Below are 26,255 nucleotides of genomic sequence, written 5' to 3'. Positions count from 1 at the left end.
TCCTGTCTTCCCGATACATGGCGGTGTAGCTCAGCTGGCTAGAGCGTCCGGTTCATACCCGGGAGGTCGGGGGTTCGATCCCCTTCGCCGCTATAATGATCTTGTCGGACCTTTAGCTCAGCTGGTTAGAGCTCTCGGCTCATAACCGAGTGGTCGTAGGTTCAAGTCCTACAAGGTCCATTTGAATATTGGAGGATTACCCAAGTCCGGCTGAAGGGAACGGTCTTGAAAACCGTCAGGCGTGTAAAAGCGTGCGTGGGTTCGAATCCCACATCCTCCTTTTATATTAACGCGGGATGGAGCAGCTCGGTAGCTCGTCGGGCTCATAACCCGAAGGTCGTAGGTTCAAATCCTGCTCCCGCAATAAGGCTCGGTAGCTCAGTTGGTAGAGCAATGGATTGAAGCTCCATGTGTCGGCGGTTCGATTCCGTCTCGCGCCATTTAATTGATAGTATTTATGCGGGTGTAGTTTAGTGGTAAAACTACAGCCTTCCAAGCTGTTGTCGCGAGTTCGATTCTCGTCACCCGCTTTGAACTTTGTTCAAATTACCAAGTTTTTTAACTTGGGCGCGTAGCTCAGGTGGTTAGAGCGCACGCCTGATAAGCGTGAGGTCGGTGGTTCGAGTCCACTCGTGCCCATTAATTGGAGAATTACTCAAGAGGCTGAAGAGGACGGTTTGCTAAATCGTTAGGTCGGGTAACTGGCGCAAGGGTTCGAATCCCTTATTCTCCGTTTTAATGAGAGTTTGTAACTCTCTTTTTTATTTTTAGAGACAATAAAACTTCAGATCTGTAAAACTTAATTGAATTACTAATCTGAAGTTATTTTTATATCGTTTATATTATAATTGTGTTATTTCACTTCCAACTCTTGAGTGAAATTTCTCCGCTATTGAGCCAGATTTCTTTTCCGTTATCACATTGCACCAAAAGTTTTCCACTTTCAGAGATGTCTTTAGCAAGTCCCTTGTAGTCTTTTTGCTCTAGTGTGAAAGTGACTTCTTTTCCAAGAACGAATGACTGTTTTTTATATAGGTATAATAGCTCTTCTGCTGGTGTTTCGAAGAAAGCACGCCATATTTCGATAATTAATTCATTTCTTGTTATTAGAGCTGTAGTTTTAAATAAGCTAGAAGCTTTTTCTTTTAATTCTTGTGGGAAGTCTTTAATAGTAAAGTTGATTCCTACTCCAATAATGATATCTGTGACTAAGCCTGTTTCTACAGATGTCATTGCTTCAGTGAGAATTCCTCCAATTTTATGATTGTTTAGATAGATATCATTGACCCATTTTATGTCGATATCTATTAAAGTTAGGTTCTTAATGGCTTTGTAGATAGCTCCAGCTACAAGTAGTGTGTAGGATGGTAATTTGTCATAGGGGAGATTTGGTTTGAGATGGAGTGTCATATAAATGCCACCTTGTGGTGAGTAGAAGGAACGTTGAAAACGGCCTCGGCCTGCTGTTTGATAGGAAGCTAGATATAGGGTATTTGCTTCATGGCCTAAATCAATTGCTTCTTTTGCATCTAGTTGTGTTGATTTTGTTTCGGGTTTAAAGCTGACTTTAATTGGAAGATTTTCTTCTAGAAGTTCTGGAAGAATAAGGTCTCCATTCATCAATTTATAGCCTTTGTTTTTGATACTATCAATTTCAATGCCTTCTTGTTCTAGCCGCTTGATGGCTTTCCAAATTGATGTTCGGGTCAGTGATAGTTCTTCTGCAATTTTTTCTCCGCTGATATAATCGGTTTCTTTAGCTAGAATTTGGTAGACGGCTTGGTAGGATTTCATAGTGTTTCCTTTCTCACTAGTTGGTGTTGAGAATATTCTTTTCTTGTTTGACTTGGAGTCTGATTAAAGTATTGTTTATAAGCTTTCGAAAAATGTAGTGGATCTGAAAAACCTACCGAGTATGCAATTACCTTGATAGACTCTTGGGTATTTTCGAGAAGTTGTTTAGCTCGGTGCATTCGAACGTAGAGTAGGTATTCTTTGGGTGATAAGGTATTAAATTCTTTGAATACGCTTGATAAGTAGCTTCTGTGAACGGATAGTTCTTTTGATAAATCTTGAATTGTAAGTGATTGAGGATAGTGGCTATCAATTAATCGTTTGCATTCAAGATAGAGTTGGTAGGTTGATGAAATATTCTTTTTTTTCTGATTGGGAGCAATAGTTCCCAGATGAAACATCAGTTCATGGAGTTGTCCCATGATATGAAGTTGGGCTAATTCATTGGATTTTGTAATCTGAGCGAAGCGAACAATGTCTGAGATGAGTTTTGCAGTAGTCTGGGTATGACAAGTTTCAGATTGGATGAGATAGGATTGATCAGAAATTTGAGAAAGAGCAAAATAGTCAGGAGCTTTCCCTCCAGTGATTCCTAACCAGTAGTAGGCCCAAGGTTCTTCACTATCTGCTTGATAAAAGGTTAATTCATCTGGTTTTAATAGAAAGAAATCTCCTTCTTTTAAATCAACAATTTTACCTTTATAATGAAATTTTCCTTGTCCTTTAGTAATGTAATGTAGAACGTATGTGTCACGAATAGCTGGACCAAAAGAGTAATTTGGTGTGCATTCTTCATATCCATAAAATCTTAGGGAAAGGTCAATTGTTCCAGTCTGGTATTCTGAAAAAACTAGCATGTGCTACCTCCTACCTAACATTTTACCATATTCTTGAGACATTTTTCTATTTTGGAAAGCGATTTCAGATGATAAAATAGAATCAATAAAGTGATGAGGTGAAGTAAATGGGAGTTAGGATAGAGAATAATCTATTTTATGTTGAGAGTAAAAATTTAAGTTTGATTATTGAAAATCGTGATGGGTACTTACTATTGAAACATTTAGGAAAGACTATTAAGAACTATAAAGGTTCCAATAGTGTTTATGAACGAGACCATGCCTTTTCAGGAAATCCAACGGCTCATAATCGAACCTTTAGTTTGGATACGCAACGTCAGATTTTTGGACAACATGGTTTAGGAGATTTTAGGAAACCAACCATACAGGTTCAGCACGATGCAACTGAGGTAACAGATTTTCGTTTTATAGAAGCAAAGATTTTAAAAGGTCAAAATGGTCCACAGGGTTTACCTTCTCCACATAACATGGATGGTACAGAGACTCTTGCCTTGATTTTAGAAGATTCTAAGGCTCAACTTAGTCTGACTTTGTATTATACTGCTTTTAATAATGATTCGACTATTGCTAGCTACAGTAAATTAGAGAATAATAGTAATCAGGAAGTTGTCATCCATAAAGATTTTTCTTTTATGGCTGATGTTCCAGCTGCAGATTACGAAATCGTAACTTTTCAGGGAGCTTATGCTCGTGAAAAGACTGTTCGACGTCAACAGGTAGAACAAGGAATCTTTTCGATTAGTTCGAACCGTGGGGCTTCTGGGCATGCTCAAACACCAGCTCTTCTCTTATGTGATCAAGGAGTCACAGAGGATGCTGGAAATGTGTTTGCTATTCAACTAATGTATAGTGGAAACTTTGAAGCTTTTGTTCAAAAGAATCAATTGAATGAAGTTCGGCTGGCTATTGGGATTAATCCGGAAAACTTTTCTTGGAAGTTAGACCCTGAGGAATATTTTGAAACACCGGTAGCTTTAATGACCTATTCAGATAAGGGATTAACTGGTGTTAGTCATGAAAGTCAGAATTTTATACTGAAGCACATTCTGCCAAGTAAATTTTCTAAAAAAGAACGCCCAATTCTAATCAATAACTGGGAAGCTACTTACTTTGACTTTCAGAGAGAAAAACTGTTAGAGCTAGCTGATGAAGCTAAGAAAGTTGGCATTGAACTTTTTGTATTAGATGATGGTTGGTTTGGCAATCGTTTTGATGATAATCGTGCTTTAGGTGACTGGAGTGTGAATGAGGAAAAACTGGGTGGAAGTCTAGAAAGTCTGATTTCAGCTATCCATGAAAGAGGTTTGCAGTTTGGGCTTTGGTTAGAACCTGAGATGATTTCTGTAGATAGCGATTTGTATTGTAAACATCCTGACTGGGCTATTCAGGTTTCAGGATATGAGCATACCTATTCTAGAAATCAATTAGTACTTAATCTTGCCAATCCTCAGGTAGTAGAATACTTGAAAAATGTCTTAGATCAACTCCTATCTTATCATGAGATTGACTACATCAAATGGGATATGAATCGTAATATGACTAAACTGGGGAATGGATCGAACTACCTAGAGACACAGATGCAATCTCATCAGTACATGTTGGGGCTTTATGAACTTGTCGCTTATCTGACAGAGAAGCACAGCCATATTCTCTTTGAGTCCTGCTCTGGTGGTGGTGGACGAAATGATCTGGGTATGATACGCTATTTCCCACAAGTCTGGGCTAGTGATAATACTGATGCTATTGCACGTTTACCAATTCAATACGGCTCATCCTATCTCTATCCAACCATTTCTATGGGGGCTCATGTGTCAGCAGTACCGAATCATCAGATGGGACGAATGACACCATTAGAAACACGTGGCCATGTAGCAATGATGGGAAATTTGGGCTATGAGCTTGATTTGACAAGTTTATCAGATGAAGAGAAAGCTGAGATTGCTAATCAGGTGAACTTGTATAAAGAATTACGACCAGTAGTTCAGTTAGGACAGCAGTATAGGTTAATCAATCCCGAGTCTGCATCCAATGAAGCAGCTGTACAATTTAATTACGGCAATCAAACGATTGTAACCTACGTTCGCGTTTTGTCAGTTGTAGAGACCATGGAAACAACTTTAAAATTAAAAGATTTTGATGAAGAGGGACTGTATGAATTACAGGAAAATGGAGTAGTTTACTCAGGTGCAGAACTCATGTATGCGGGCTTAACTGTCGTTCTTCCTCAGGGAGATTTCTTCACTAAACAATATGTTTTTGTCAAAAAATAAAAGGAGACAGCCAAATGAAATGGTATAAAAAAATCGGACTTCTTGCAACTACAGGTTTAGCTTTGTTTGGGCTCGGCGCTTGCTCCAACTATGGTAAATATGCGGATGGCACAGTGACCATTGAGTATTTCAACCAGAAAAAAGAAATGACCAAAACCTTGGAAGAAATCGCTCGTGATTATGAGAATGAAAACCCTAAGATCAAGGTCAAAGTCGTCAATGTACCAAATGCTGGTGAAGTATTGAAGACACGTGTTCTTGCAGGAGATGTGCCTGATGTGGTTAATATTTACCCACAGTCCATCGAACTGCAAGAATGGGCAAAAGCAGGTGTCTTTGAAGATTTGAGCAACAAAGATTACCTGAAACGCGTGAAAAATGGCTACGCTGAAAAATATACTGTAAACGAAAAAGTTTACAACGTTCCTTTTACAGCTAATGCTTATGGAATTTACTACAACAAAGATAAATTCGAAGAGCTGGGCTTGAAGGTTCCTGAAACCTGGGATGAATTTGAACAGTTAGTCAAAGACATCGTTACTAAAGGACAAACACCATTTGGAATTGCAGGTGCAGATGCTTGGACACTCAATGGTTACAATCAATTAGCCTTTGCGACAGCAACAGGTGGAGGAAAAGAAGCCAATCAATACCTTCGTTATTCTCAACCAAATGCCATTAAATTGTCGGATTCGATTATGAAAGATGACATCAAGGTCATGGACATCCTTCGCATCAATGGATCTAAGCAAAAGAACTGGGAAGGTGCTGGCTATACCGATGTTATCGGAGCCTTCGCACGTGGGGATGTCCTCATGACACCAAATGGGTCTTGGGCGATCACAGCGATTAATGAACAAAAACCGAACTTTAAGATTGGGACCTTCATGATTCCAGGAAAAGAAAAAGGACAAAGCTTAACCGTTGGTGCGGGAGACTTGGCATGGTCTATCTCAGCCACCACCAAACATCCAAAAGAAGCCAATGCCTTTGTGGAATATATGACCCGTCCAGAAGTCATGCAAAAATACTACGATATAGACGGATCTCCAACAGCGATCGAAGGGGTCAAACAAGCAGGAGAAGATTCACCGCTTGCTGGTATGACCGAATATGCCTTTACGGATCGTCACTTGGTCTGGTTGCAACAATATTGGACCAGTGAAGCAGACTTTCATACCTTGACCATGAACTATGTCTTGACCGGTGATAAACAAGGTATGGTCAATGATTTGAATGCCTTCTTTAACCCGATGAAAGCGGATGTGGATTAGGAGTAGAGAGACTATGAAAAAAGTATTACAAAAATATTGGGCATGGACTTTTGTGGTCATCCCCCTCTTGTTACAAGCAATTTTCTTCTATGTGCCGATGTTTCAAGGAGCCTTTTACAGTTTTACCAACTGGACAGGATTGACTTATAACTACAAATTTGTCGGCTTAAACAACTTTAAGCTCCTCTTCATGGATCCAAAATTCATGAATGCGATTGGCTTTACCGCAATCATTACAATTGCCATGGTGGTTGGTGAGATTGCACTCGGGATCTTCATTGCGCGTGTCTTGAACTCTAAAATCAAAGGCCAAACCTTCTTCCGTGCTTGGTTCTTCTTCCCAGCTGTTTTGTCTGGTTTGACAGTGGCTTTGATCTTCAAGCAAGTATTCAACTACGGTCTTCCAGCGATTGGGAATGCCCTTCATATTGAATTTCTCCAAACCAGTCTTTTAGGGACTAAGTGGGGAGCAATCTTTGCGGCTGTCTTTGTCCTTCTTTGGCAAGGGGTGGCTATGCCCATCATCATCTTCCTAGCTGGTTTGCAATCTATTCCAACTGAGATTACAGAGGCAGCAAGGATTGATGGCGCGACTAGCAAGCAAGTTTTCTGGAACATTGAATTGCCTTACTTGCTACCAAGTGTCTCTATGGTCTTTATCCTAGCCCTAAAAGGTGGGCTGACTGCCTTTGACCAAGTCTTTGCCATGACCGGTGGTGGTCCAAACAATGCCACGACCTCACTTGGGCTTTTGGTTTATAACTATGCCTTTAAAAACAACCAATTCGGTTATGCCAATGCCATTGCCGTAATCTTGTTCTTCTTAATTGTAGTGATTTCGATCATCCAATTGAGAGTATCTAAGAAATTTGAAATTTAAGAGGAGAAGCATGATGAAACAAGATGAAAGAAAAGACCTGATTGGCAAATACATTCTATTGATTCTAGGATCGGTTCTGATTTTAGTGCCGCTCCTTGCTACCCTCTTTAGTTCCTTCAAACCCACTAAGGATATTGTAGACAATTTCTTTGGCTTTCCAACCAACTTCACATGGGACAACTTTAGTCGTCTCTTAGCTGATGGGATCGGAGGCTATTATTGGAACTCTGTCGTCATCACTGTCTTGTCTTTACTTGCAGTAATGATCTTTATTCCTATGGCAGCCTACTCCATAGCTCGCAATATGAGTAAAAGAAAAGTCTTTACCATCATGTATACCCTCTTAATCCTCGGAATCTTCGTACCTTTCCAAGTCATCATGATTCCGATTACGGTTATGATGAGTAAACTCGGTTTGGCTAATACCTTTGGTTTGATCTTGCTCTACTTGACCTATGCGATTCCACAGACCCTCTTTCTCTATGTTGGCTATATCAAAATCTCGATCCCAGAAAGTCTGGATGAAGCAGCAGAGATCGATGGGGCTAATAAATTTACAACCTATTTCCGCATCATCTTCCCAATGATGAAACCGATGCATGCGACAACCATGATCATCAATGCCCTTTGGTTCTGGAATGACTTCATGTTGCCACTCCTTGTCTTGAACCGGGATTCCAAAATGTGGACTCTGCCTTTGTTCCAATACAACTACGCAGGCCAATATTTCAACGACTACGGACCAAGCTTTGCCTCATACGTTGTCGGCATTATCAGTATCACCATTGTCTATCTCTTCTTCCAAAAACATATCATTTCAGGAATGAGCAACGGGGCAGTGAAGTGATACTCAATGAAAATCAAAGAGCAAACTAGGAAGCTAGCCGCAGGTTGCTCAAAGCACAGCTTTGAGGTTGCAGATAAAGCTGACGTGGTTTGAAGAGATTTTCGAAGAGTATAACACGAATTTGATTTACGAAGCCAGGTCATATGAGACTTGGCTTCAATTAGAAAAAGGAGAGTAATGATGCCAATTCAGAATAAAACCATGTTGATTACCTATTCAGATAGTCTTGGAAATAATCTTAAAGACTTATATGAGAATTTGGAAGAGCATTTTGGAGATGCTATTGGAGGAGTTCACCTTCTACCATTTTTCCCATCAACAGGTGATCGTGGATTTGCACCAGTTGACTACGACGAAGTGGACTCAGCTTTTGGTGATTGGGAGGATGTTAAGCGTTTAAGTGAGAAATATTATCTTATGTTTGACTTTATGATTAATCATATTTCTCGTCAATCCAAGTATTATAAGGACTATCAAGAAAAACATGAAGCCAGTGAATTTAAAGATCTCTTTTTAAACTGGGATAAGTTTTGGCCAGAAAACCGTCCGACACAGGCTGATGTAGACTTAATTTACAAGCGTAAGGATCGTGCACCAAAGCAAGAGATTGTGTTTGAAGATGGTTCAGTGGAACATTTGTGGAATACCTTTGGTGAGGAGCAGATTGATCTTGATGTGACCAAAGAAGTAACGATGGAATTTATCCGTAAGACCATTCAGCACTTGGCAAGTAATGGGTGTGATTTGATTCGTCTAGATGCCTTTGCTTATGCAGTGAAGAAATTGGATACTAATGATTTCTTTGTAGAACCAGATATTTGGGATTTATTGGACAAAGTTCGAGATATCGCTGCTGAGTATGGGACAGAGCTCTTACCTGAGATTCATGAACATTATTCGATTCAGTTTAAGATAGCGGATCATGATTACTATGTTTATGATTTTGCTCTTCCAATGGTGACGCTTTATACTCTTTACAGTTCCAGAACAGAGCGTTTGGCTAAGTGGTTAAAGATGAGCCCAATGAAGCAATTTACGACGCTAGACACCCATGATGGGATTGGAGTGGTGGATGTCAAGGACATCCTGACAGATGAGGAGATTGACTATGCTTCAAATGAACTCTATAAGGTTGGAGCTAATGTCAAACGTAAGTACTCCAGTGCAGAGTATAACAATCTAGATATCTACCAAATCAATTCAACTTACTATTCTGCGCTTGGAGATGATGACGACAAGTATTTCCTTGCCCGTTTAATTCAAGCTTTTGTCCCAGGTATTCCCCAGGTCTACTATGTGGGGCTACTAGCAGGAAAGAATGACTTGAAACTATTAGAAGAAACTAAAGAAGGTCGAAATATTAATCGTCATTACTATAGCAATGAGGAAATAGCAGAAGAAGTCCAACGTCCTGTAGTGAAGGCCCTTCTCAATCTATTTTCTTTCCGTAACCGTTCAGAAGCCTTTGAACTAGAAGGAACTATTGACGTTGAAACACCAACAGCCTACAGCATTGTAATCAAACGTCAAAATAAAGATAAGTCCGTAACAGCAGTAGCAGAAATTGATTTGCAAAATCAGACTTATCGGGTAATTGAGAACGGAATTGAAGTAACATTTTGAAGCCTTGATATGGTTGATAAAATAGGGTTTTTATTTTAGAAAACGTTTCCTTTGTTTCCAAATTACTAAAAAAGTGGTACAATATAGGATAGCTTACTATTATCTGAATCAACTGATTTGGAGAGAAAGGATTCATTTTGAAATCAATAGGCTTTATTGAAAAGCTGAAAGGGTTGTCTAGTAAAGAGCTGATTTTATTGGGAATTATCCTGAGTATCTTTTTACCCTTTTATCTTTTTGTAGTTGTATTCTGTTTATATATTATTAGTTTGATTTTTACAGGAGACATGAAAAGTATTTTTCAGAAAATGGGGGAGCATCCGATGCTGCTTCTTTTTCTTGGCTATAGTACTGTAATATCCATTTTTGCACAAAATTGGATGGGAGTTGTAGCTTCAGTAGGAATTTTTCTATTTACTATTTTCTTTTTGCACTATCAGTCGATTTTATCACATAAATTCTTTCGCTTGATTTTGCAGCTCGTCTTGTTTGGTAGCGTCTTGTCAGCTGTTTTTGCGAGTTTAGAACATTTCCAAATTGTGAAGAAATTCAACTATGCTTTTCTTTCACCCAATATGCAGGTCTGGCATCAGAATCGTGCAGAAGTGACCTTCTTTAATCCTAATTATTATGGAATTATTTGTTGTTTCTGTATCATGATTGCCTTCTATCTGTTTACAACGACCAAGTTGAATTGGTTGAAAGTATTCTGTGTGTTTGCAGGCTTTGTGAATCTCTTTGGATTGAACTTTACTCAAAATCGAACTGCCTTTCCTGCTATTATCGCTGGAGCCATTATTTATCTCTTTACGACCATTAAAAACTGGAAGGCCTTTTGGCTTAGTATAGGGGTCTTTGCGATTGGCTTGAGTTTCCTCTTTTCCAGTGATTTGGGAGTTCGGATGGGGACTTTAGACTCTTCTATGGAAGAACGCATTTCTATCTGGGATGCTGGGATGGCCTTGTTTAAGCAAAATCCTTTTTGGGGTGAGGGGCCATTGACCTATATGCACTCTTATCCTAGAATAAATGCTCCTTATCATGAACATGCTCACAGTCTATATATCGATACGATTCTGAGTTACGGAATTGTGGGGACTATTTTATTAGTTTTGTCTTCTGTTGCTCCTGTTCGCTTGATGATGGATATGAGTCAGGAGTCGGGGAAACGTCCGATTATCGGTCTTTATCTGTCTTTCCTTACAGTGGTTGCTGTGCATGGAATCTTTGACTTGGCCCTCTTCTGGATTCAGTCAGGTTTCATTTTCTTGCTAGTTATGTGCAGTATTCCATTGGAGCATCGAACGTTGGTATCGGATATGACGGATTAAGTTTATAAGATTAAAATCTTCTATCTTGGGTAGGAGATTTTTTTATACGATGGGCATGTCGTGCATCTGAGGTGTAAGTCCTCTGTAGGGATTCACCACCGGCGAATTCAATAGCGCTCCCCAAGCCTGACTATCGTGAGGTAGCGGATTAAAATGGTCTGGGGATAGATCGTTTTAAGTCTGACGCAGAAAATAAGAATTGTCAGAGGAAGGGATAGCGAAATCGTACGCTATGAATAGACACGTGATAGCAAGGAGCATATAGTGGATAAGGTAGCGAGAAATTTTAAAGTATAAAAGATAGTCTTAATCTATATGTGTAAATCACGAAAGTAATTGAATTCGGAATAAGGTTGGTGTGAAAAAGATATAGTAAACGGAATCTTGAATACTAGAATGATACTTCTACAATATTATTATAATTTAATTTGAATTCCAAAATCACATTGTTCCGTCCGTATTTTATTTTACTGTATGTCTTCCTAAGCTCCAAAGCTTCTGCGTCAAATTTCCTATTTTCACTGTAGTCTTTGACACTTCGAACGACAATTTGAATCATATATTCAGAAAAAATGAAAAATTTGTGTTAATAAGCCTAAATATTCTGAAAATTCGTTTACTTTTCTTGAAATCTATGATATAATTGATGATAACCTATACTTTATAAGAGGAGTAAATAAATGAAAAAAAGTCAAGTGCTTGCTGTAGCGGGAACTACCTTATTAACGTCAGGAGTTCTAGCTGCGTGTTCAAACACTAGTTCGAATAATGCGAAACTAGCAAAAGATTACCAATATGTTTATCAAACAGATCCAGAAACTTTGGATTATATCGTCAGCAATATCGATTCAACATCATTCGTCACAACAAATGCTGTAGATGGTTTGCTGGCTAATGATAAATATGGTAACCTGGTTCCTTCTATTGCTGAATCATGGACAGTTTCAAAAGATGGTTTGACTTATACCTATAAAATCCGTAAGGATGCTAAATGGGTTACAGCAGAGGGAGAAGAATACGCTCCTGTAACTGCTAAAGACTTCGTTACTGGTTTGAAACATGCTGTAGATGGAAAATCAAAAGGACTTTCAATCGTTAGCTCTTCTATTAAGGGATTAGAAGCCTATATCAAGGGTGAAACAAGCGATTTTTCAACCGTTGGAGTAAAAGCGCTTGATGATCAAACACTAGAATATACCTTGAACCAGCCGGAAACTTTCTGGAATGATAAGACAACTAGTGGTGTTTTGATGCCGGTTAATGAAGAATTCTTAACTTCAAAAGGGGAAGGTTTTGGTGCCCCAACCGATGCTAACTCTATTCTTTATAACGGTCCATTTGTCTTAAAATCTGTAACTCCAAAATCATCTATTGAGATGGCTAAAAATGATGCTTACTGGGACAAAGAAAATGTAAAAATTGAGAACGTTAAGTTCACTTTCTGGGATGGTAAGGACCAAGATGTGATTGCCAAAGGTTTTGCTGATGGTCAATATAGCAAGGCTCGTATCTTCCCTACAAGTTCTACATATGAAAAATATGCAGCTGACTTTAAAGATAACATTTACTTTAATGAACCAGGAGCGGGTGTTGCAACTGTCAGCTTGAACTATGGCCGTACAACCTATAATCATACTGCCAAAACAAGTGATGCTCAAAAGACATCTACTCAGAAAGCATTGCTAAACAAGGAATTCCGTCAAGCCTTGAACTTTGCTGTCGATCGCAATTCTTACTCAGCTCAAACAAATGGTACTGATGGAGCTGCAGTAGCCATCCGTAATACATTTGCACCATATAATCTTCAAGTTGGTAAGAAAACATTTGGTGAATTGGTACAAGATAGCTTGGCTAAGACAAATTCTTCTACTTGGTCAAACGTGTCTCTAGCAGATTCTCAAAATGGCCTTTACAATGAAGAAAAAGCGAAAGAAGTCTTTGCTAAAGCAAAATCAAGTCTACAAGCTGAAGGTGTTGAATTCCCAATCCACTTGGATGCCTTGGTTATCCAAGAATCAACAGCGGTTGTAAACCGTGTTCAATCATTGAAACAATCAATTGAAAAAGTATTGGGTTCAGATAATGTTGTTGTAGACTTACAACAAATGACTCAAGCGGAAGCTTTACCAATTTCATTTAGCGCTCCAACAGCTAAAGAGCAAGACTGGGATATCCATACCTTGCTAGGATGGAACCCTGACTATCAAGATCCTTCTACTTTCTTGGATCAATTCGTCCTTAAGGGAGGAAGCACTCGTCTTTACCTTGGTATTGACCAAAACACAGATGCATCAGTAGTAAGCAAACTTGCTTTAGCTGACTATGGAAAATTACTTGATGACGCAAACAGCGAAAACCAAGATGTTCAAAAACGTTATGAAAAATACGCGGTAGCACAAGCTTGGTTGACTGACAATGCTTTGACAATTCCAGTAATGGCTTCTCCTAAAGAAACAGCCGTTTCATATGTTTCAAAAGTTCTACCATTTAGCTCTTCATATTCAGTAGACGGCCTTAAAGGTGAAAATTCAGGATACTTGAAGTACACTGAAGTTGGTGAAAAAGCAATCACCAAAGAAGAGTATGAAAAAGCTCGTGAAAAATGGTTGAAAGAAAAGACTGAGTCAAACGAGAAAGCTCAAAAAGAATTGGCAAGTCATGTGAAGTAAATAATTTTCAATAGAACTTTCTCTCCAGGAGGAGAAGGTTCTTTTGGGATTTTTAAAGGAAATGATATGAAAAAATATATTTTTATGCGTGTTTTGCGGTCCTTGGTTTCTATCTTCTTAGTAACAACCTTGACCTACACGATTATCTATACAATGGTTCCTCGAAAATTGATTTTCAAACAGGATACCAACTATAACAAGATTGCGACAACGGCTGATAAACGTGATAACTATGAAAATACTGTGTTTGAGCGTATGGGCTACATTGAGTATTACGATACTAAGGAGTTGCAAGAAAAGGCAAGTAGCATGGATTCTTCTGTAACAGTAGAGGCAAATGCGACCAATAAAGCTATTTATGAAAAGTACATCAATCAATTAGGTCATGGTTGGACTTTGGGAGAATTTACTGAAAGTGGTCAATTTTATGCTACTCGTGAAATTCCAATTTTTGAACGTGTTTTTCACTTCTATGCTAACTTGATTGACATTGACCATACAAATAAAATTCAAGACCCTGAAAATCCAGACTTGAAACGCTACCTTCGTTTCGAAAATGATCCAGCTATCGGATGGTCATTGGTCGGTTCGGGTACTAAACATAAATATCTCTTGTACTTCAACAGTCAGTTCCCATTTGTGCATCAAAATTTTGTGAATATCAATTTAGGTGACTCTTATCCAACCTATGCTAATACACCAGTTCTTCAGGTTATTACTCAAGGTCAAGGACAAACCAAAACTGCCCAAGTTCAGTTCCCAACAGGTAAGAAAACGTCTTCTGTAAATATTTACTCAAGAACCTACAAGTCACCTAGTCAGGCTGACTCTCGTGAAGTAGCTAGCTATGGGAAAGATGATCCTTATACAGCGACTGAAAGTAACTACCAATATCCTTCAATGATTGCCAGCTCTGCTGTTGTAGGATTGATCGGTTTGGTGATTTCTTATGCGATTGCCGTGCCACTTGGTTCAGCTATGGCTCGCTTCAAGAATACTTGGATTGATAGCTTTTCAACAGGGGCTTTGACCTTCTTGATGGCTCTTCCAACAATTGCCTTGGTTTATATCGTTCGTTTGGCTGGTTCTTCAATCGGTTTGCCAGATTCATTCCCTATCTTGGGTGCTGGAGATTGGCGTTCGTATGTTTTACCAGCAGTTATCCTTGGTTTGTTGGGTGCTCCGGGTACAGCTATTTGGATTCGTCGTTACATGATTGACTTGCAATCACAAGACTTTGTTCGTTTCGCTCGTGCAAAAGGTTTGTCTGAAAAAGAAATTTCAAACAAACACATCTTTAAAAATGCCATGGTTCCGCTGGTTTCAGGAATTCCTGGTGCCGTTATTGGGGTTATCGGTGGTGCAACCCTTACTGAAACAGTCTTTGCCTTCCCAGGTATGGGTAAAATGTTGATTGACTCTGTAAAAGCATCTAATAACTCTATGGTCGTTGGTCTTGTCTTCATCTTTACATGTATTTCTATCTTCTCACTTCTTTTGGGAGATATTTGGATGACCATTATTGACCCACGTATTAAATTGACTGAGAAAGGAGGCAAATAATGTCTACAATCGATAAAGAAAAATTTCAGTTTGTAAAACGTGACGATTTTGCCTCTGAAACTATTGATGCGCCAGCATATTCTTACTGGAAGTCAGTGTTTAGACAATTTATGAAGAAAAAATCAACTGTAGTTATGTTGGGAATCTTGGTAGCTATCATTTTGATGAGTTTCATCTACCCAATGTTTTCTAAGTTTGATTTCAATGATGTCAGCAAGGTAAACGACTTTAGTGCTCGTTATATCAAGCCAAATGCTGAGCATTGGTTCGGTACAGACAGTAACGGTAAATCGCTCTTTGACGGTGTCTGGTTCGGAGCTCGTAACTCTATCCTCATTTCTGTGATTGCGACAGTGATTAACTTGGTTATCGGTGTTTTTGTCGGTGGTATTTGGGGAATTTCAAAATCAGTTGACCGCGTGATGATGGAAGTTTATAATGTCATCTCAAACATCCCATCTCTTTTGATTGTCATTGTCTTGACTTACTCAATCGGAGCTGGATTCTGGAATTTGATTTTTGCCATGAGTGTAACAACATGGATTGGAATTGCCTTCATGATCCGTGTGCAAATCTTGCGTTATCGTGATTTGGAATACAACTTGGCGTCACGTACTTTGGGAACACCAACCTTGAAGATTGTTGCCAAAAACATTATGCCACAATTGGTATCTGTTATTGTGACAACGATGACTCAAATGCTTCCAAGCTTTATCTCATACGAAGCCTTCTTGTCTTTCTTCGGTCTTGGATTGCCGATTACAGTGCCAAGTTTGGGTCGTTTGATTTCGGATTATTCACAAAACGTAACAACCAATGCTTACTTGTTCTGGATTCCATTGACAACCCTTGTTTTGGTATCCTTGTCCCTTTTCGTAGTTGGTCAAAACTTAGCGGATGCTAGTGATCCACGTACACATAGATAGGAGTAGAAATGACAAAAGAAAAAAATGTAATTTTGACTGCTCGCGATATTGTCGTGGAATTTGACGTTCGTGACAAAGTATTGACAGCCATTCGCGGCGTTTCCCTTGAACTAGTTGAAGGAGAAGTATTAGCCTTGGTAGGGGAGTCAGGATCAGGGAAATCTGTTTTGACAAAGACCTTCACAGGTATGCTTGAAGAAAATGGTCGCATTGCCCAAGGAAGTATTGACTACCGTGGTCAGGATTTGACAACCTTGTCTTCTCACAAGGATTGGGAACAAATTCGTGGTGCTAAGATTGCGACGATCTTCCAGGATCCAATGACTAGTTTGGATCCAATTAAAACAATTGGTAGTCAGATTACAGAAGTTATTGTAAAACACCAAGGAAAAACAGCCAAAGAAGCAAAAGAATTGGCCATTGACTACATGAATAAGGTTGGGATTCCAGACGCAGATAGACGTTTTGATGAATACCCATTCCAATATTCTGGAGGAATGCGTCAACGTATTGTTATTGCGATTGCCCTTGCCTGCCGACCTGATGTCTTGATCTGTGATGAACCAACGACTGCCTTGGATGTGACTATCCAAGCTCAGATTATTGATTTGCTAAAATCTTTACAAAACGAGTATCATTTCACAACAATCTTTATCACCCACGACCTTGGTGTGGTAGCAAGTATTGCGGATAAGGTAGCTGTTATGTATGCAGGAGAAATCGTTGAGTATGGAACGGTTGAGGAAGTCTTCTATGACCCTCGCCATCCATATACATGGAGTCTCTTGTCTAGCTTGCCTCAGCTTGCTGATGATAAAGGGGATCTTTACTCAATCCCAGGAACACCTCCGTCACTCTATACTGACTTGAAAGGGGATGCTTTTGCCTTGCGTTCTGACTACGCAATGCAGATTGACTTCGAACAAAAAGCTCCTCAATTTTCAGTATCAGAGACACATTGGGCTAAAACTTGGCTACTTCATGAGGATGCTCCAAAAGTAGAAAAACCAGCTGTGATTGCAAATCTCCACGATAAAATCCGTGAAAAAATGGGATTTACCCATCTGGAAGATTAGGAGGAAGGAAATGTCTGAAAAATTAGTAGAAATCAAAGATTTAGAAATTTCCTTTGGTGAAGGAAGTAAGAAGTTTGTCGCGGTTAAAAATGCTAACTTTTTTATCAACAAGGGAGAAACTTTCTCGCTTGTAGGTGAGTCCGGTAGTGGGAAAACAACTATTGGTCGTGCGATAATCGGTCTAAATGATACAAGTAATGGTGACATCATTTTTGAAGGTCAAAAGATTAATGGTAAGAAATCGCGTGAACAAGCTGCAGAATTGATTCGTCGTATCCAGATGATTTTCCAAGACCCTGCGGCAAGTTTGAATGAACGTGCGACTGTTGATTATATTATTTCTGAAGGTCTTTACAATTATCATCTGTTCAAAGATGAAGAAGAACGTAAAGAGAAAGTTAAAAATATTATCCGTGAAGTAGGTCTTCTTGCTGAGCACTTGACTCGCTACCCTCATGAATTTTCAGGTGGTCAACGTCAACGTATCGGTATTGCCCGTGCCTTGGTCATGCAACCAGACTTTGTTATTGCGGATGAGCCCATTTCAGCCTTGGACGTTTCTGTGCGTGCCCAAGTATTGAACTTGCTCAAAAAATTCCAAAAAGAACTTGGTTTGACCTATCTCTTCATCGCCCATGACTTGTCGGTTGTTCGTTTTATTTCAGATCGTATCGCAGTTATTTACAAAGGTGTTATTGTAGAGGTTGCAGAAACAGAAGAATTGTTTAACAATCCAATTCACCCATATACTCAGGCCTTGCTTTCAGCTGTACCAATTCCAGATCCAATCTTGGAACGTAAGAAGGTCTTGAAGGTTTATGACCCAAGTCAACACGACTATGAGACTGATAAGCCATCTATGGTTGAAATCCGTCCAGGTCACTATGTTTGGGCTAACCAAGCCGAATTGGCACGTTATCAACAAGGACTAAACTAATAATGGTTTTATAATTTCCATGTCAATTTTATGGAAATTATAAACCTTTTTTGTTGGACTGATTTGAAAAACTTTGAAAGCGCCGTGAAAGAATTTTCGAAAAATTTTAAAAAATTCTGAAAAAATCTTGACAACTAATGAAAAAGGTGGTAAGATAGGAAACATCAAAAAAGAAAGCAGAAAAAGAAATGAATAAGAAACAAGCTGTAACGATGAATCAAAACTTTTACTTTAGCTACTTTAGATAGTGTTTGTAGACATGTCACCATGGATGCAAACAGTTCAAGCAATTTGTTTGTATCTATGTGGCTAAGATTTTTGATTGTGGTCCATATAGATGAATATCTAAATGGACTAGCTAAGTTGTAACTTGTTAGATTATTTCAAGCATCCGTTTAGGTATTATCTAGGCGGTTTTTTGTTTTATACTCTTCGAAAATCTCTTCAAACCACGTCAACGTCGCCTTGCCGTACTCAAGTACAGCCTGCGGCTAGTTTCCTAGTTTGCTCTTTGATTTTCATTGAGTATTATCTTTTCTGAGAAGGAGTTTCATTATGAAAGTTGTTCGAAAATTGCTAGCACCCCTCTTGGTAGTGGGGATCCTCTTAACCTCTCTGATTAGTTTGCATCAGTTGAAGGTAGATAAGAAAAAAGATGTAATTCGTATCGGTATTTCGCAGTTTATTACTCATCAATCTTTGGACGCTACTAGAGAAGGTTTTGTGGATGAGCTAGCCAAACAAGGCTATGTTGAGGGGAAAAATATTGAGATTGATTTGCAAAATGCACAGGGAGAACAAAGAAATCTAAAAACTATTTCCCAGCAACTAGCAGAATCTAGTGATGTTGTTCTAGCCATCGCAACGCCTTCTGCTCAGAGCTTGGCTAATACAACACAAACGACACCGGTTATCTTTTCAGCGGTAACAGATCCTGTCAGTGCCAAGTTGGTTGAGTCAAGAGAACATCCTGGGGGCAATGTAACTGGGACAAGCGATCAGTCATCAGATGCCATTTCAACCCAAATCAATTTGATAAAGAAAGTGTTGCCAAAAGCTAAAACGATTGGAATCCTCTATACTCAGAGCGAACCAAACTCAGTTGTCCAAAAGGATGAAGCTAAGCGACTTCTGGAAGAAAAAGGCTTTACCGTTGTTGAAAAAACAATCTTGGACAGTAACAACGTCAAGGCGGCTGCAGAAAGCTTGATGGCAGAGGTGGATATGGTTTTTGTCCCAACGGATAATATCATTTCGTCAACCATGGAAACAGTTAAGCAGGTTTCTATTAAACACAAGGTTCCGGTATTCGGTGGTTCAACAGAAATGATTGCTGTTGGTGGTTTGTATAACTACGGAACCAATTATGAAGAATTGGGAAGACAGACAGCTCGCATGCTGATTCGTGTTTTAAAAGGTGAGAAGCCAGAAAATATAGCAGTTGAGTTGCCTGAAAAACTGGAATTGCATACCAATCAAGAAATGGCAGGTGCACTAGGAATTGATATTAGTAAGTTAGAAGGCAAGGAATAAGGAGGTTTAAGATGAATTTTGTGTTATCTAGTTTATCAGAAGGTTTGTTGTGGTCGATTATGGCGATTGGGGTCTACTTGACTTTCCGTATTTTGGATATTGCGGATATGACTGCTGAAGGAGCCTTTCCATTGGGGGCGGCTGTCGTCGTATCTCAGATACAGGCAGGGACAAATCCTTGGATTGCGACTTTACTTGCTTTGCTGGCAGGTATGGTAGCAGGTCTAGTATCAGGAATGCTCCATACCAAGATGAAAATTCCAGCCCTCTTGACAGGGATTGTGACCTTGACAGGGCTTTATTCAATCAATATTAAAATCATGGGAAGTGTGCCCAATCTTTCCTTGGGAGATTCTTCGACTGTCTTTAAACAGTTGGCTAGCTTGGGATTGACAAATGAAGAAGCTGTGTTCTCACTCAGTTTAGCCTGTCTCTTACTTGTTTGTTTTGTCTTGACCCTGTTGATGAAAACGGAGATTGGCTTGGTCTTGCGTTCGACTGGGGACAATATTCCGATGAGTGAGGCAAATGGGGTTAATGTAGACACCATGAAGATTGTTGGTTACATGATTTCAAACGGTTTGATTGCCTTGTGTGGTTCCTTGTTCGCCCAAAATGATGGATTTTCAGATGTGACTTCTGGGACAGGAACTATCGTTGTTGGTTTGAGTGCAGTGATTATTGCGGAAGTCTTGATACACGACTTGACCATTGGAGGTCGCCTGTTATCTATCGGAATTGGTGCTATTGTTTACCGTTTGATTATTTTAAATATCTATGAAATTCCAAATCTAGATCAAAACCTGGTTCGTCTTTTTAATGCAATCTTGCTTGCCTTGGTTTTATTTGCGCCAGAATTACAAAAGAGATTAAAGGTTCGTGGTCTGAAATTGAGAAATGAATAGGAGGAAAAAGTTATGGCAAGTTTATTAACACTTGAAAATATCCACAAGACATTTGAAGCAGGGACAGTCAATGAGAACCATGTCCTCAAAGGATTAGATTTAGAAGTTGAAGAGGGAGATTTTATCTCTGTAATCGGTGGAAATGGAGCAGGCAAATCCACTTTGATGAATATCTTGGCTGGCAATCTATCTGTAGACGAAGGGGATCTTTTATTGGCAGGTAAATCCATTAAAAATCTGAGTGTCAGAAAGAGAGCCAAGGATATTGCCCGTGTTTTTCAGGATCCTAAGATGGGAACCGCTTCGCGTTTGACGATTGAGGAGAATATGGCTATTGCCTTGAGACGTGGGCAAAAGAGAGGGCTTGGTTGGGGAGTGAAGGAGAAGGATAGAATCCAGTTCCAAGAAGCCTTGAAAGAGTTGAATATTGGTCTTGAAAATCGCTTGAAAGTGGATACTCAATACCTTTCAGGAGGACAAAGACAGGCCTTGACCCTAGTCATGGCAGCTCTGGTGAAACCCAAACTTTTGCTTTTGGATGAACACACTGCAGCACTTGACCCGAAAACGAGTCAAATGGTGATGGATTTGACGCAAAAGATTGTGGAAGACCATCAGTTGATGACTTTGATGATTACTCATGATATGAACCATGCGATTGAGTACGGAAATCGTCTCATTATGCTCTATCAAGGAAAGATTGTGGTTGATGTTAAGGGAGAGGAGAAAAAGCATCTGACAGTTGAAGACCTTATGCATCTCTTCCAGAAAAATAGTGGCCAAAGTTTAGTTAGTGATGAGTTGGTTTTGGGATAAAGAAAAAGGCTGAGATGTGGCTCAATAATTTTTATGTCACAGAAGTGGAAACAGACTTACGAGTAGCCTACCAAAATGGACAGATTTTACTTTCAAACTATGAAGATGCAGAAGTGTCTGAAAAAATTCTACTCAGACCCTATCAAACACTGGCTATCTATGTAAATTAAACTCAGTAAGGAACCCTCTTTCGCAGAAAAGCAGGGTTCTTTTTGCTGTCTATTCCATCTCTGAAAGCGTAAAACAAACTGGTCAGGGTGGCTAGTTTGTGGTATAATGAAAGAGACTCAAAAAGAAACAGGAGAAAAATGATGGATTTACTTTTAGCAATTGTATTGATTGTGCTAGCTTTTCTAGGAGGAGCTCTTGGAGGAATGTACTTGGTTCGTAAGCAAATTGAAAAAGAATTTGCTGACAACCCACGTTTGAATGCTGAAGCAGTTCGTACTCTTTTGAGTGCAAATGGTCAAAAACCAAGTGAAGCCAAGGTACAACAAGTTTACCACCAAATCATCCGCCAACAAAAGGCAGCCCTTGCTAACAATAAAAAGAAAAAATAAATAAGGAAAAGTCTGGGATGAAAGTTCCAGACTTCTCACTATGTCGGCTAAGGGTTTAGGGATGAGACTTTTTCCTTGCATTCTATTGATATTTGATTATGATTAAGAGAGATAGTTGTTGATTAGGCTGTCATTCAGTTCTTAAAGATAAGTAATCATAATGAACTATCAATCAGAAAAAAGACTAGAAGGAAGACTGTATGGATAATCGACCAATTGGTTTTTTGGATTCGGGTGTCGGGGGCTTGACCGTTGTACGCGAGCTCATGCGCCAGCTTCCCCATGAAGAAATCGTCTATATTGGAGATTCGGCGCGGGCGCCCTATGGTCCCCGTCCTGCTGAGCAAATTCGTGAATATACTTGGCAGTTGGTCAACTTTCTCTTGACCAAGGATGTCAAAATGATTGTCATTGCTTGTAATACTGCGACTGCGGTCGTCTGGGAAGAAATCAAGGCTCAACTAGACATTCCTGTCTTGGGTGTAATTTTACCAGGAGCTTCGGCAGCCATCAAGTCTAGCCAAGGTGGGAAAATCGGGGTCATTGGAACGCCCATGACGGTACAATCAGACATTTATCGTCAGAAAATTCATGATCTGGATCCAGACTTACAGGTGGAGAGTTTGGCCTGTCCCAAGTTTGCTCCCTTGGTTGAGTCGGGTGCTCTGTCAACCAGTGTCACCAAGAAAGTGGTCTATGAAACCCTGCGTCCCTTGGTTGGAAAGGTGGATAGCCTGATTTTGGGCTGTACCCATTATCCGCTCCTCAGACCCATTATTCAAAATGTCATGGGGCCAAAAGTTCAGCTCATTGATAGTGGGGCAGAGTGTGTACGGGATATCTCAGTCTTACTTAATTATTTTGAAATCAATCGTGGTCGCGATGCTGGACCACTTCATCACCGTTTTTACACAACAGCCAGCAGCCAAAGTTTTGCACAAATTGGTGAAGAATGGCTGGAAAAAGAGATTCATGTGGAGCATGTAGAATTATGACAAATAAAATTTATGAATACAAGGATGAACAGGACTGGTATGTCGGGTCCTATGGTATTTTTGGTGGCGTCCGGACGTTGACGGATGATGACTTGGATTTTCCTCTATTGGAGTTTGCCCAAAGATTTCGAGATGAGGATCGAGGTTTTCCTGTTTCTGTTACTGTTTTACGCTATGGTTCTCTCTACCGTTTATTGTCTTTTGTGGTAGATATCCTCAACCAAGAAATGGGACGAAATGTGGAAGTTATCCAACGTCAGGGGGCTTTGCTCTTGGTTGAAAATGGGCAACTCTTGCATGTAGAATTGCCTAAAGAAGGTGTTGATGTAGAAGCTTTCTTTGAGACAAACAAGGTCAGAGAAACCTTATTGATTGCGACTCGTAACGAAGGCAAGACCAAAGAATTCCGAGCTATCTTTGACAAGTTAGGCTACGATGTGGAAAATCTTAATGACTACCCTGACTTGCCTGAAGTAGCTGAAACAGGCATGACCTTTGAAGAAAATGCCCGTCTCAAGGCAGAAACTATTTCTCAATTAACGGGCAAGATGGTTCTGGCAGATGATTCTGGACTCAAGGTCGATGTCCTTGGTGGCTTGCCAGGTGTCTGGTCAGCTCGTTTCGCAGGTGTGGGAGCAACTGATCGTGAAAACAATGCCAAGCTCTTGCACGAATTGGCCATGGTCTTTGAACTCAAGGATCGTTCGGCTCAGTTCCATACAACCCTAGTCGTAGCCAGTCCAAACAAGGAAAGTTTGGTTGTTGAAGCAGACTGGCCTGGCTACATTAACTTTGAACCCAAGGGTGAAAATGGCTTTGGCTATGACCCTCTCTTCCTTGTGGGAGAGACAGGCAAATCCTCAGCTGAGTTAACCCTTGAAGAAAAAAATAGTCAATCTCACCGTGCCTTAGCCGTTAAGAAACTTTTGGAGGTATTTCCATCATGGCAAAGCAAACCATCATTGTAATGAGCGATTCTCATGGCGATAGCTTGATTGTGGAAGAAATCCGTGATCGCTATGTAGGCAAAGTTGATGCCGTTTTTCATAACGGCGATTCTGAACTGCGTCCTGATTCTCCCCTTTGGGAGGGCATCCGCGTTGTTAAAGGGAACATGGACTTTTACGCCGGCTACCCAGAACGTTTGGTGACTGAGCTTGGTTCGACCAAGATTATCCAAACCCATGGTCACTTGTTTGACATCAATTTCAACTTTCAAAAGTTGGACTACTGGGCTCAGGAAGAAAATGCTGATATCTGCCTTTATGGTCACTTGCATGTGCCAAGCGCTTGGATGGAAGGCAAGACCCTCTTTCTAAATCCAGGTTCCATCAGTCAACCACGTGGGACCATCAGAGAATGTCTCTATGCTCGTGTGGAGATTGATGACAGTTATTTCAAAGTGGACTTTTTGACACGAGACCACGAGGTGTATCCGGGCTTGTCCAAGGAGTTTAGCCGATGATTGCCAAGGAGTTTGAGACTTTCTTGTTGGGGCAGGAGGAAACTTTTTTGACCCCTGCTGAAAATCTAGCTGTGTTGATTGATACTCACAATGCAGATCACGCGACACTCTTGCTCAGTCAGATGACCTATACCCGTGTTCCTGTTGTGACAGATGAAAAACACTTTGTTGGGACGATTGGGCTCAGAGATATTATGGCTTATCAGATGGAGCATGATTTGAGTCAAGAAATCATGGCGGATACGGACATTGTTCATATGACCAAAACGGACGTAGCGGTCGTCTCGCCTGATTTTACCATTACGGAGGTCTTGCACAAGCTGGTAGATGAGTCCTTCTTGCCGGTTGTGGATGCGTCAGGAATTTTCCAAGGGATTATTACGCGCAAGTCTATCCTCAAGGCAGTCAATGCCCTCTTGCATGACTTTAGTAAGGAATATGAGATTCGATGCAAATGAAAGACAGGATTTCAGCCTTTTTAGAGGAAAAGCAGGGTCTGTCTGCCAATTCCAAGCAGTCCTATAAGTATGATTTGGAGCAATTTTTAGACATTGTGGGCGAGCGGATTTCGGAGACCAGTCTCAAGATTTACCAAGCCCAGCTAGCCAATCTAAAAATCAGCGCCCAGAAGCGAAAGACTTCGGCCTGTAATCAATTTCTCTACTTTCTCTATCAAAAAGGAGAAGTGGATAGCTTTTATCGTTTGGAATTAGTCAAACAAGCTGAAAAGAAGACCGTAAAACCCGAACTGTTAAACCTAGCCTCTTTTTGGCAGGAAAGTGATTATCCAGAGGGACGCTTGCTAGCGCTCTTAATCCTAGAAATGGGACTCTTGCCAAGTGAGATTTTAGCTCTCAAGGTTGCGGATATCAATCTGGATTTTCAGGTGTTGCGAATCAAGAAGGCTTCCCAACAGAGGATTATCACCATTCCCACGACCTTGCTTTCAGAATTGGAGCCCTTGATGGGCCAGACCTATCTTTTTGAAAGGGCAGGGAAAGCCTATTCTCGTCAGTGGGCCTTTCGTCAGTTAGAAGCTTTTGTCAAGGAGAAAGGTTTTCCAGCACTATCAGCCCAAGCCCTACGGGAACAGTTCATTCTAAGACAAATAGAAAAGAAGGTCGATTTGTACGAAATTGCAAAAAAATTAGGATTAAAAACAGTTCTGACCATAGAAAAATATAGATAATGGATATTAAACTAAAAGATTTTGAAGGGCCTCTGGACTTGCTCTTGCACCTTGTTTCTAAGTACCAGATGGATATCTACGATGTGCCTATTACGGAAGTCATCGAACAGTACCTAGCCTATGTCTCAACCCTGCAGGCCATGCGTCTGGAAGTGACGGGGGAGTACATGGTTATGGCTAGTCAGCTCATGCTGATCAAGAGCCGCAAACTCCTTCCAAAGGTAGCAGAAGTGACCGACTTGGAGGATAACCTAGAGCAGGATCTTCTCTCTCAAATCGAAGAATACCGCAAGTTCAAGCTCTTGGGGGAGCATTTGGAAGCCAAGCACCAAGATCGGGCCCAGTACTATTCCAAAGCACCGACAGAATTGATTTACGAAGATGCGGAGCTTGTGCATGACAAGACGACCATTGACCTCTTTTTGGCTTTTTCAAATATCCTAGCCAAGAAAAAAGAGGAGTTTGCACAGAATCACACGACTATCTTGCGGGATGAGTATAAGATTGAGGATATGATGGTCATCGTGAAAGAGTCCATGACTGGACGAGATCAATTGCGCTTGCAGGATTTGTTTAAGGAAGCCCAGAATGTCCAAGAGGTCATCACCCTCTTTTTGGCAACCCTAGAGTTAATCAAAACCCAGGAGCTGATTCTTGTGCAAGAGGAGAGTTTCGGAGATATTTATCTCATGGAAAAGAAGGAAGAAAGTCAAGTGGCCCAAAGCTAGACTTGATAGAGAGGAAA

General features: G+C 40.2%; 23 protein-coding genes, 8 tRNA genes and 1 pseudogene. 30 read left to right on the top strand and 2 right to left on the bottom strand.

The window, feature by feature from the left end:
- The first annotated feature begins 19 nt into the window (after positions 1–19).
- From HT696_RS05785 to HT696_RS05750, 8 genes are all read left to right on the top strand, one after another.
- Positions 20–93: transfer RNA gene (locus HT696_RS05785), tRNA-Met, on the top strand.
- A gap of 13 nt (positions 94–106) precedes the next feature.
- Positions 107–180: transfer RNA gene (locus HT696_RS05780), tRNA-Ile, on the top strand.
- 10 nt (positions 181–190) lie between these two features.
- Positions 191–280: transfer RNA gene (locus tag HT696_RS05775), tRNA-Ser, on the top strand.
- Between the two features lie 10 nt (positions 281–290).
- Positions 291–364: transfer RNA gene (locus HT696_RS05770), tRNA-Met, on the top strand.
- A gap of 3 nt (positions 365–367) precedes the next feature.
- Positions 368–440 (top strand) — tRNA-Phe (locus tag HT696_RS05765).
- Positions 441–459: 19 nt separating this feature from the next.
- A tRNA-Gly gene (locus HT696_RS05760) sits at positions 460–530 on the top strand.
- 35 nt (positions 531–565) lie between these two features.
- Positions 566–639 (top strand) — tRNA-Ile (locus HT696_RS05755).
- A 6-nt stretch (positions 640–645) separates the two neighbouring features.
- Positions 646–733, top strand: a tRNA-Ser gene (locus HT696_RS05750).
- Positions 734–858: 125 nt separating this feature from the next.
- Here HT696_RS05750 and birA read toward each other — a convergent pair.
- Positions 859–1,794: a bifunctional biotin--[acetyl-CoA-carboxylase] ligase/biotin operon repressor BirA gene (gene birA / locus HT696_RS05745; RefSeq protein ID WP_164227023.1), complete on the bottom strand. Its 936-nt coding sequence runs from the start codon at positions 1,792–1,794 to the stop codon at positions 859–861.
- Positions 1,791–2,651: an AraC family ligand binding domain-containing protein gene (locus HT696_RS05740; RefSeq protein WP_173283172.1), complete on the bottom strand. Its 861-nt coding sequence runs from the start codon at positions 2,649–2,651 to the stop codon at positions 1,791–1,793. Before HT696_RS05740 ends, birA begins: the two co-directional genes overlap by 4 nt.
- A 107-nt stretch (positions 2,652–2,758) precedes the next feature.
- Between HT696_RS05740 and HT696_RS05735 the strand changes: the two genes are divergently transcribed.
- The 22 genes and pseudogenes from HT696_RS05735 (at position 2,759) to HT696_RS05630 (ending at position 26,238) form a co-directional block, all read left to right on the top strand.
- Positions 2,759–4,921 (top strand): alpha-galactosidase, encoded by a 2,163-nt coding sequence (locus HT696_RS05735; RefSeq protein ID WP_173283170.1) that lies wholly within the window; start codon positions 2,759–2,761, stop codon positions 4,919–4,921.
- A gap of 14 nt (positions 4,922–4,935) precedes the next feature.
- Positions 4,936–6,195: an extracellular solute-binding protein gene (locus tag HT696_RS05730; protein ID WP_173283168.1), complete on the top strand. Its 1,260-nt coding sequence runs from the start codon at positions 4,936–4,938 to the stop codon at positions 6,193–6,195.
- Positions 6,196–6,208: 13 nt separating this feature from the next.
- The gene (locus tag HT696_RS05725) at positions 6,209–7,075 is read left to right on the top strand and encodes a sugar ABC transporter permease (protein ID WP_173283166.1); all 867 of its coding nucleotides are present in this window, start codon (positions 6,209–6,211) and stop codon (positions 7,073–7,075) included.
- 13 nt (positions 7,076–7,088) lie between these two features.
- The gene (locus HT696_RS05720) at positions 7,089–7,922 is read left to right on the top strand and encodes a carbohydrate ABC transporter permease (RefSeq protein ID WP_173283163.1); all 834 of its coding nucleotides are present in this window, start codon (positions 7,089–7,091) and stop codon (positions 7,920–7,922) included.
- Between the two features lie 180 nt (positions 7,923–8,102).
- Positions 8,103–9,545, top strand: a complete 1,443-nt coding sequence (gene gtfA / locus HT696_RS05715) for a sucrose phosphorylase (RefSeq protein ID WP_173283427.1) — start codon at positions 8,103–8,105, stop codon at positions 9,543–9,545.
- Positions 9,546–9,682: 137 nt separating this feature from the next.
- The gene (locus HT696_RS05710) at positions 9,683–10,876 is read left to right on the top strand and encodes an O-antigen ligase (protein WP_173283426.1); all 1,194 of its coding nucleotides are present in this window, start codon (positions 9,683–9,685) and stop codon (positions 10,874–10,876) included.
- A 680-nt stretch (positions 10,877–11,556) separates the two neighbouring features.
- Positions 11,557–13,545 (top strand): peptide ABC transporter substrate-binding protein, encoded by a 1,989-nt coding sequence (locus HT696_RS05705; RefSeq protein WP_173283425.1) that lies wholly within the window; start codon positions 11,557–11,559, stop codon positions 13,543–13,545.
- 66 nt (positions 13,546–13,611) lie between these two features.
- A complete protein-coding gene (locus HT696_RS05700) occupies positions 13,612–15,108 on the top strand; it encodes an ABC transporter permease (protein WP_173283424.1) in 1,497 nt (498 codons plus the stop codon).
- The gene (gene oppC / locus HT696_RS05695; protein ID WP_000103703.1) at positions 15,108–16,034 is read left to right on the top strand and encodes an oligopeptide ABC transporter permease OppC; all 927 of its coding nucleotides are present in this window, start codon (positions 15,108–15,110) and stop codon (positions 16,032–16,034) included. Before HT696_RS05700 ends, oppC begins: the two co-directional genes overlap by 1 nt.
- A gap of 8 nt (positions 16,035–16,042) precedes the next feature.
- Complete coding sequence (locus tag HT696_RS05690) at positions 16,043–17,110, top strand: ABC transporter ATP-binding protein (RefSeq protein ID WP_173283423.1); 1,068 nt, start codon at positions 16,043–16,045, stop codon at positions 17,108–17,110.
- A 10-nt stretch (positions 17,111–17,120) separates the two neighbouring features.
- The gene (locus HT696_RS05685; RefSeq protein ID WP_173276999.1) at positions 17,121–18,047 is read left to right on the top strand and encodes an ATP-binding cassette domain-containing protein; all 927 of its coding nucleotides are present in this window, start codon (positions 17,121–17,123) and stop codon (positions 18,045–18,047) included.
- Positions 18,048–18,602: 555 nt separating this feature from the next.
- The gene (locus HT696_RS05680) at positions 18,603–19,580 is read left to right on the top strand and encodes an ABC transporter substrate-binding protein (protein WP_173282419.1); all 978 of its coding nucleotides are present in this window, start codon (positions 18,603–18,605) and stop codon (positions 19,578–19,580) included.
- 11 nt (positions 19,581–19,591) lie between these two features.
- The gene (locus HT696_RS05675; protein WP_173282420.1) at positions 19,592–20,485 is read left to right on the top strand and encodes an ABC transporter permease; all 894 of its coding nucleotides are present in this window, start codon (positions 19,592–19,594) and stop codon (positions 20,483–20,485) included.
- Between the two features lie 12 nt (positions 20,486–20,497).
- Entirely contained in the window at positions 20,498–21,301 is an 804-nt protein-coding gene (locus HT696_RS05670) for an ATP-binding cassette domain-containing protein (protein ID WP_173282421.1), read from the top strand.
- Positions 21,302–21,315: 14 nt separating this feature from the next.
- A pseudogene (locus HT696_RS05665) lies at positions 21,316–21,471 on the top strand (alpha,alpha-phosphotrehalase); the annotation flags it as partial.
- 141 nt (positions 21,472–21,612) lie between these two features.
- Positions 21,613–21,861, top strand: a complete 249-nt coding sequence (locus tag HT696_RS05660; protein WP_000364990.1) for a YneF family protein — start codon at positions 21,613–21,615, stop codon at positions 21,859–21,861.
- A 200-nt stretch (positions 21,862–22,061) separates the two neighbouring features.
- Positions 22,062–22,856 (top strand): glutamate racemase, encoded by a 795-nt coding sequence (gene racE / locus HT696_RS05655; protein ID WP_000370376.1) that lies wholly within the window; start codon positions 22,062–22,064, stop codon positions 22,854–22,856.
- Positions 22,853–23,824: a nucleoside-triphosphate diphosphatase gene (locus HT696_RS05650; protein WP_000182445.1), complete on the top strand. Its 972-nt coding sequence runs from the start codon at positions 22,853–22,855 to the stop codon at positions 23,822–23,824. Before racE ends, HT696_RS05650 begins: the two co-directional genes overlap by 4 nt.
- Positions 23,800–24,321, top strand: coding sequence for a metallophosphoesterase (locus HT696_RS05645; RefSeq protein ID WP_023947098.1), 522 nt, complete (start codon positions 23,800–23,802; stop codon positions 24,319–24,321). Before HT696_RS05650 ends, HT696_RS05645 begins: the two co-directional genes overlap by 25 nt.
- Entirely contained in the window at positions 24,318–24,779 is a 462-nt protein-coding gene (cbpB, locus tag HT696_RS05640) for a cyclic-di-AMP-binding protein CbpB (RefSeq protein ID WP_000560710.1), read from the top strand. The genes HT696_RS05645 and cbpB overlap by 4 nt, the downstream gene beginning before the upstream one ends.
- Positions 24,776–25,510: a site-specific tyrosine recombinase XerD gene (xerD, locus tag HT696_RS05635; RefSeq protein WP_004269590.1), complete on the top strand. Its 735-nt coding sequence runs from the start codon at positions 24,776–24,778 to the stop codon at positions 25,508–25,510. The genes cbpB and xerD overlap by 4 nt, the downstream gene beginning before the upstream one ends.
- Positions 25,510–26,238, top strand: coding sequence for a segregation/condensation protein A (locus HT696_RS05630; protein WP_000351902.1), 729 nt, complete (start codon positions 25,510–25,512; stop codon positions 26,236–26,238). Before xerD ends, HT696_RS05630 begins: the two co-directional genes overlap by 1 nt.
- Positions 26,239–26,255 lie beyond the last annotated feature (17 nt).

It is taken from the genome of Streptococcus sp. 9903, from assembly GCF_013276625.1.
Classification (GTDB): domain Bacteria; phylum Bacillota; class Bacilli; order Lactobacillales; family Streptococcaceae; genus Streptococcus.
This window is presented reverse-complemented; position numbering and strand designations above follow the sequence as displayed.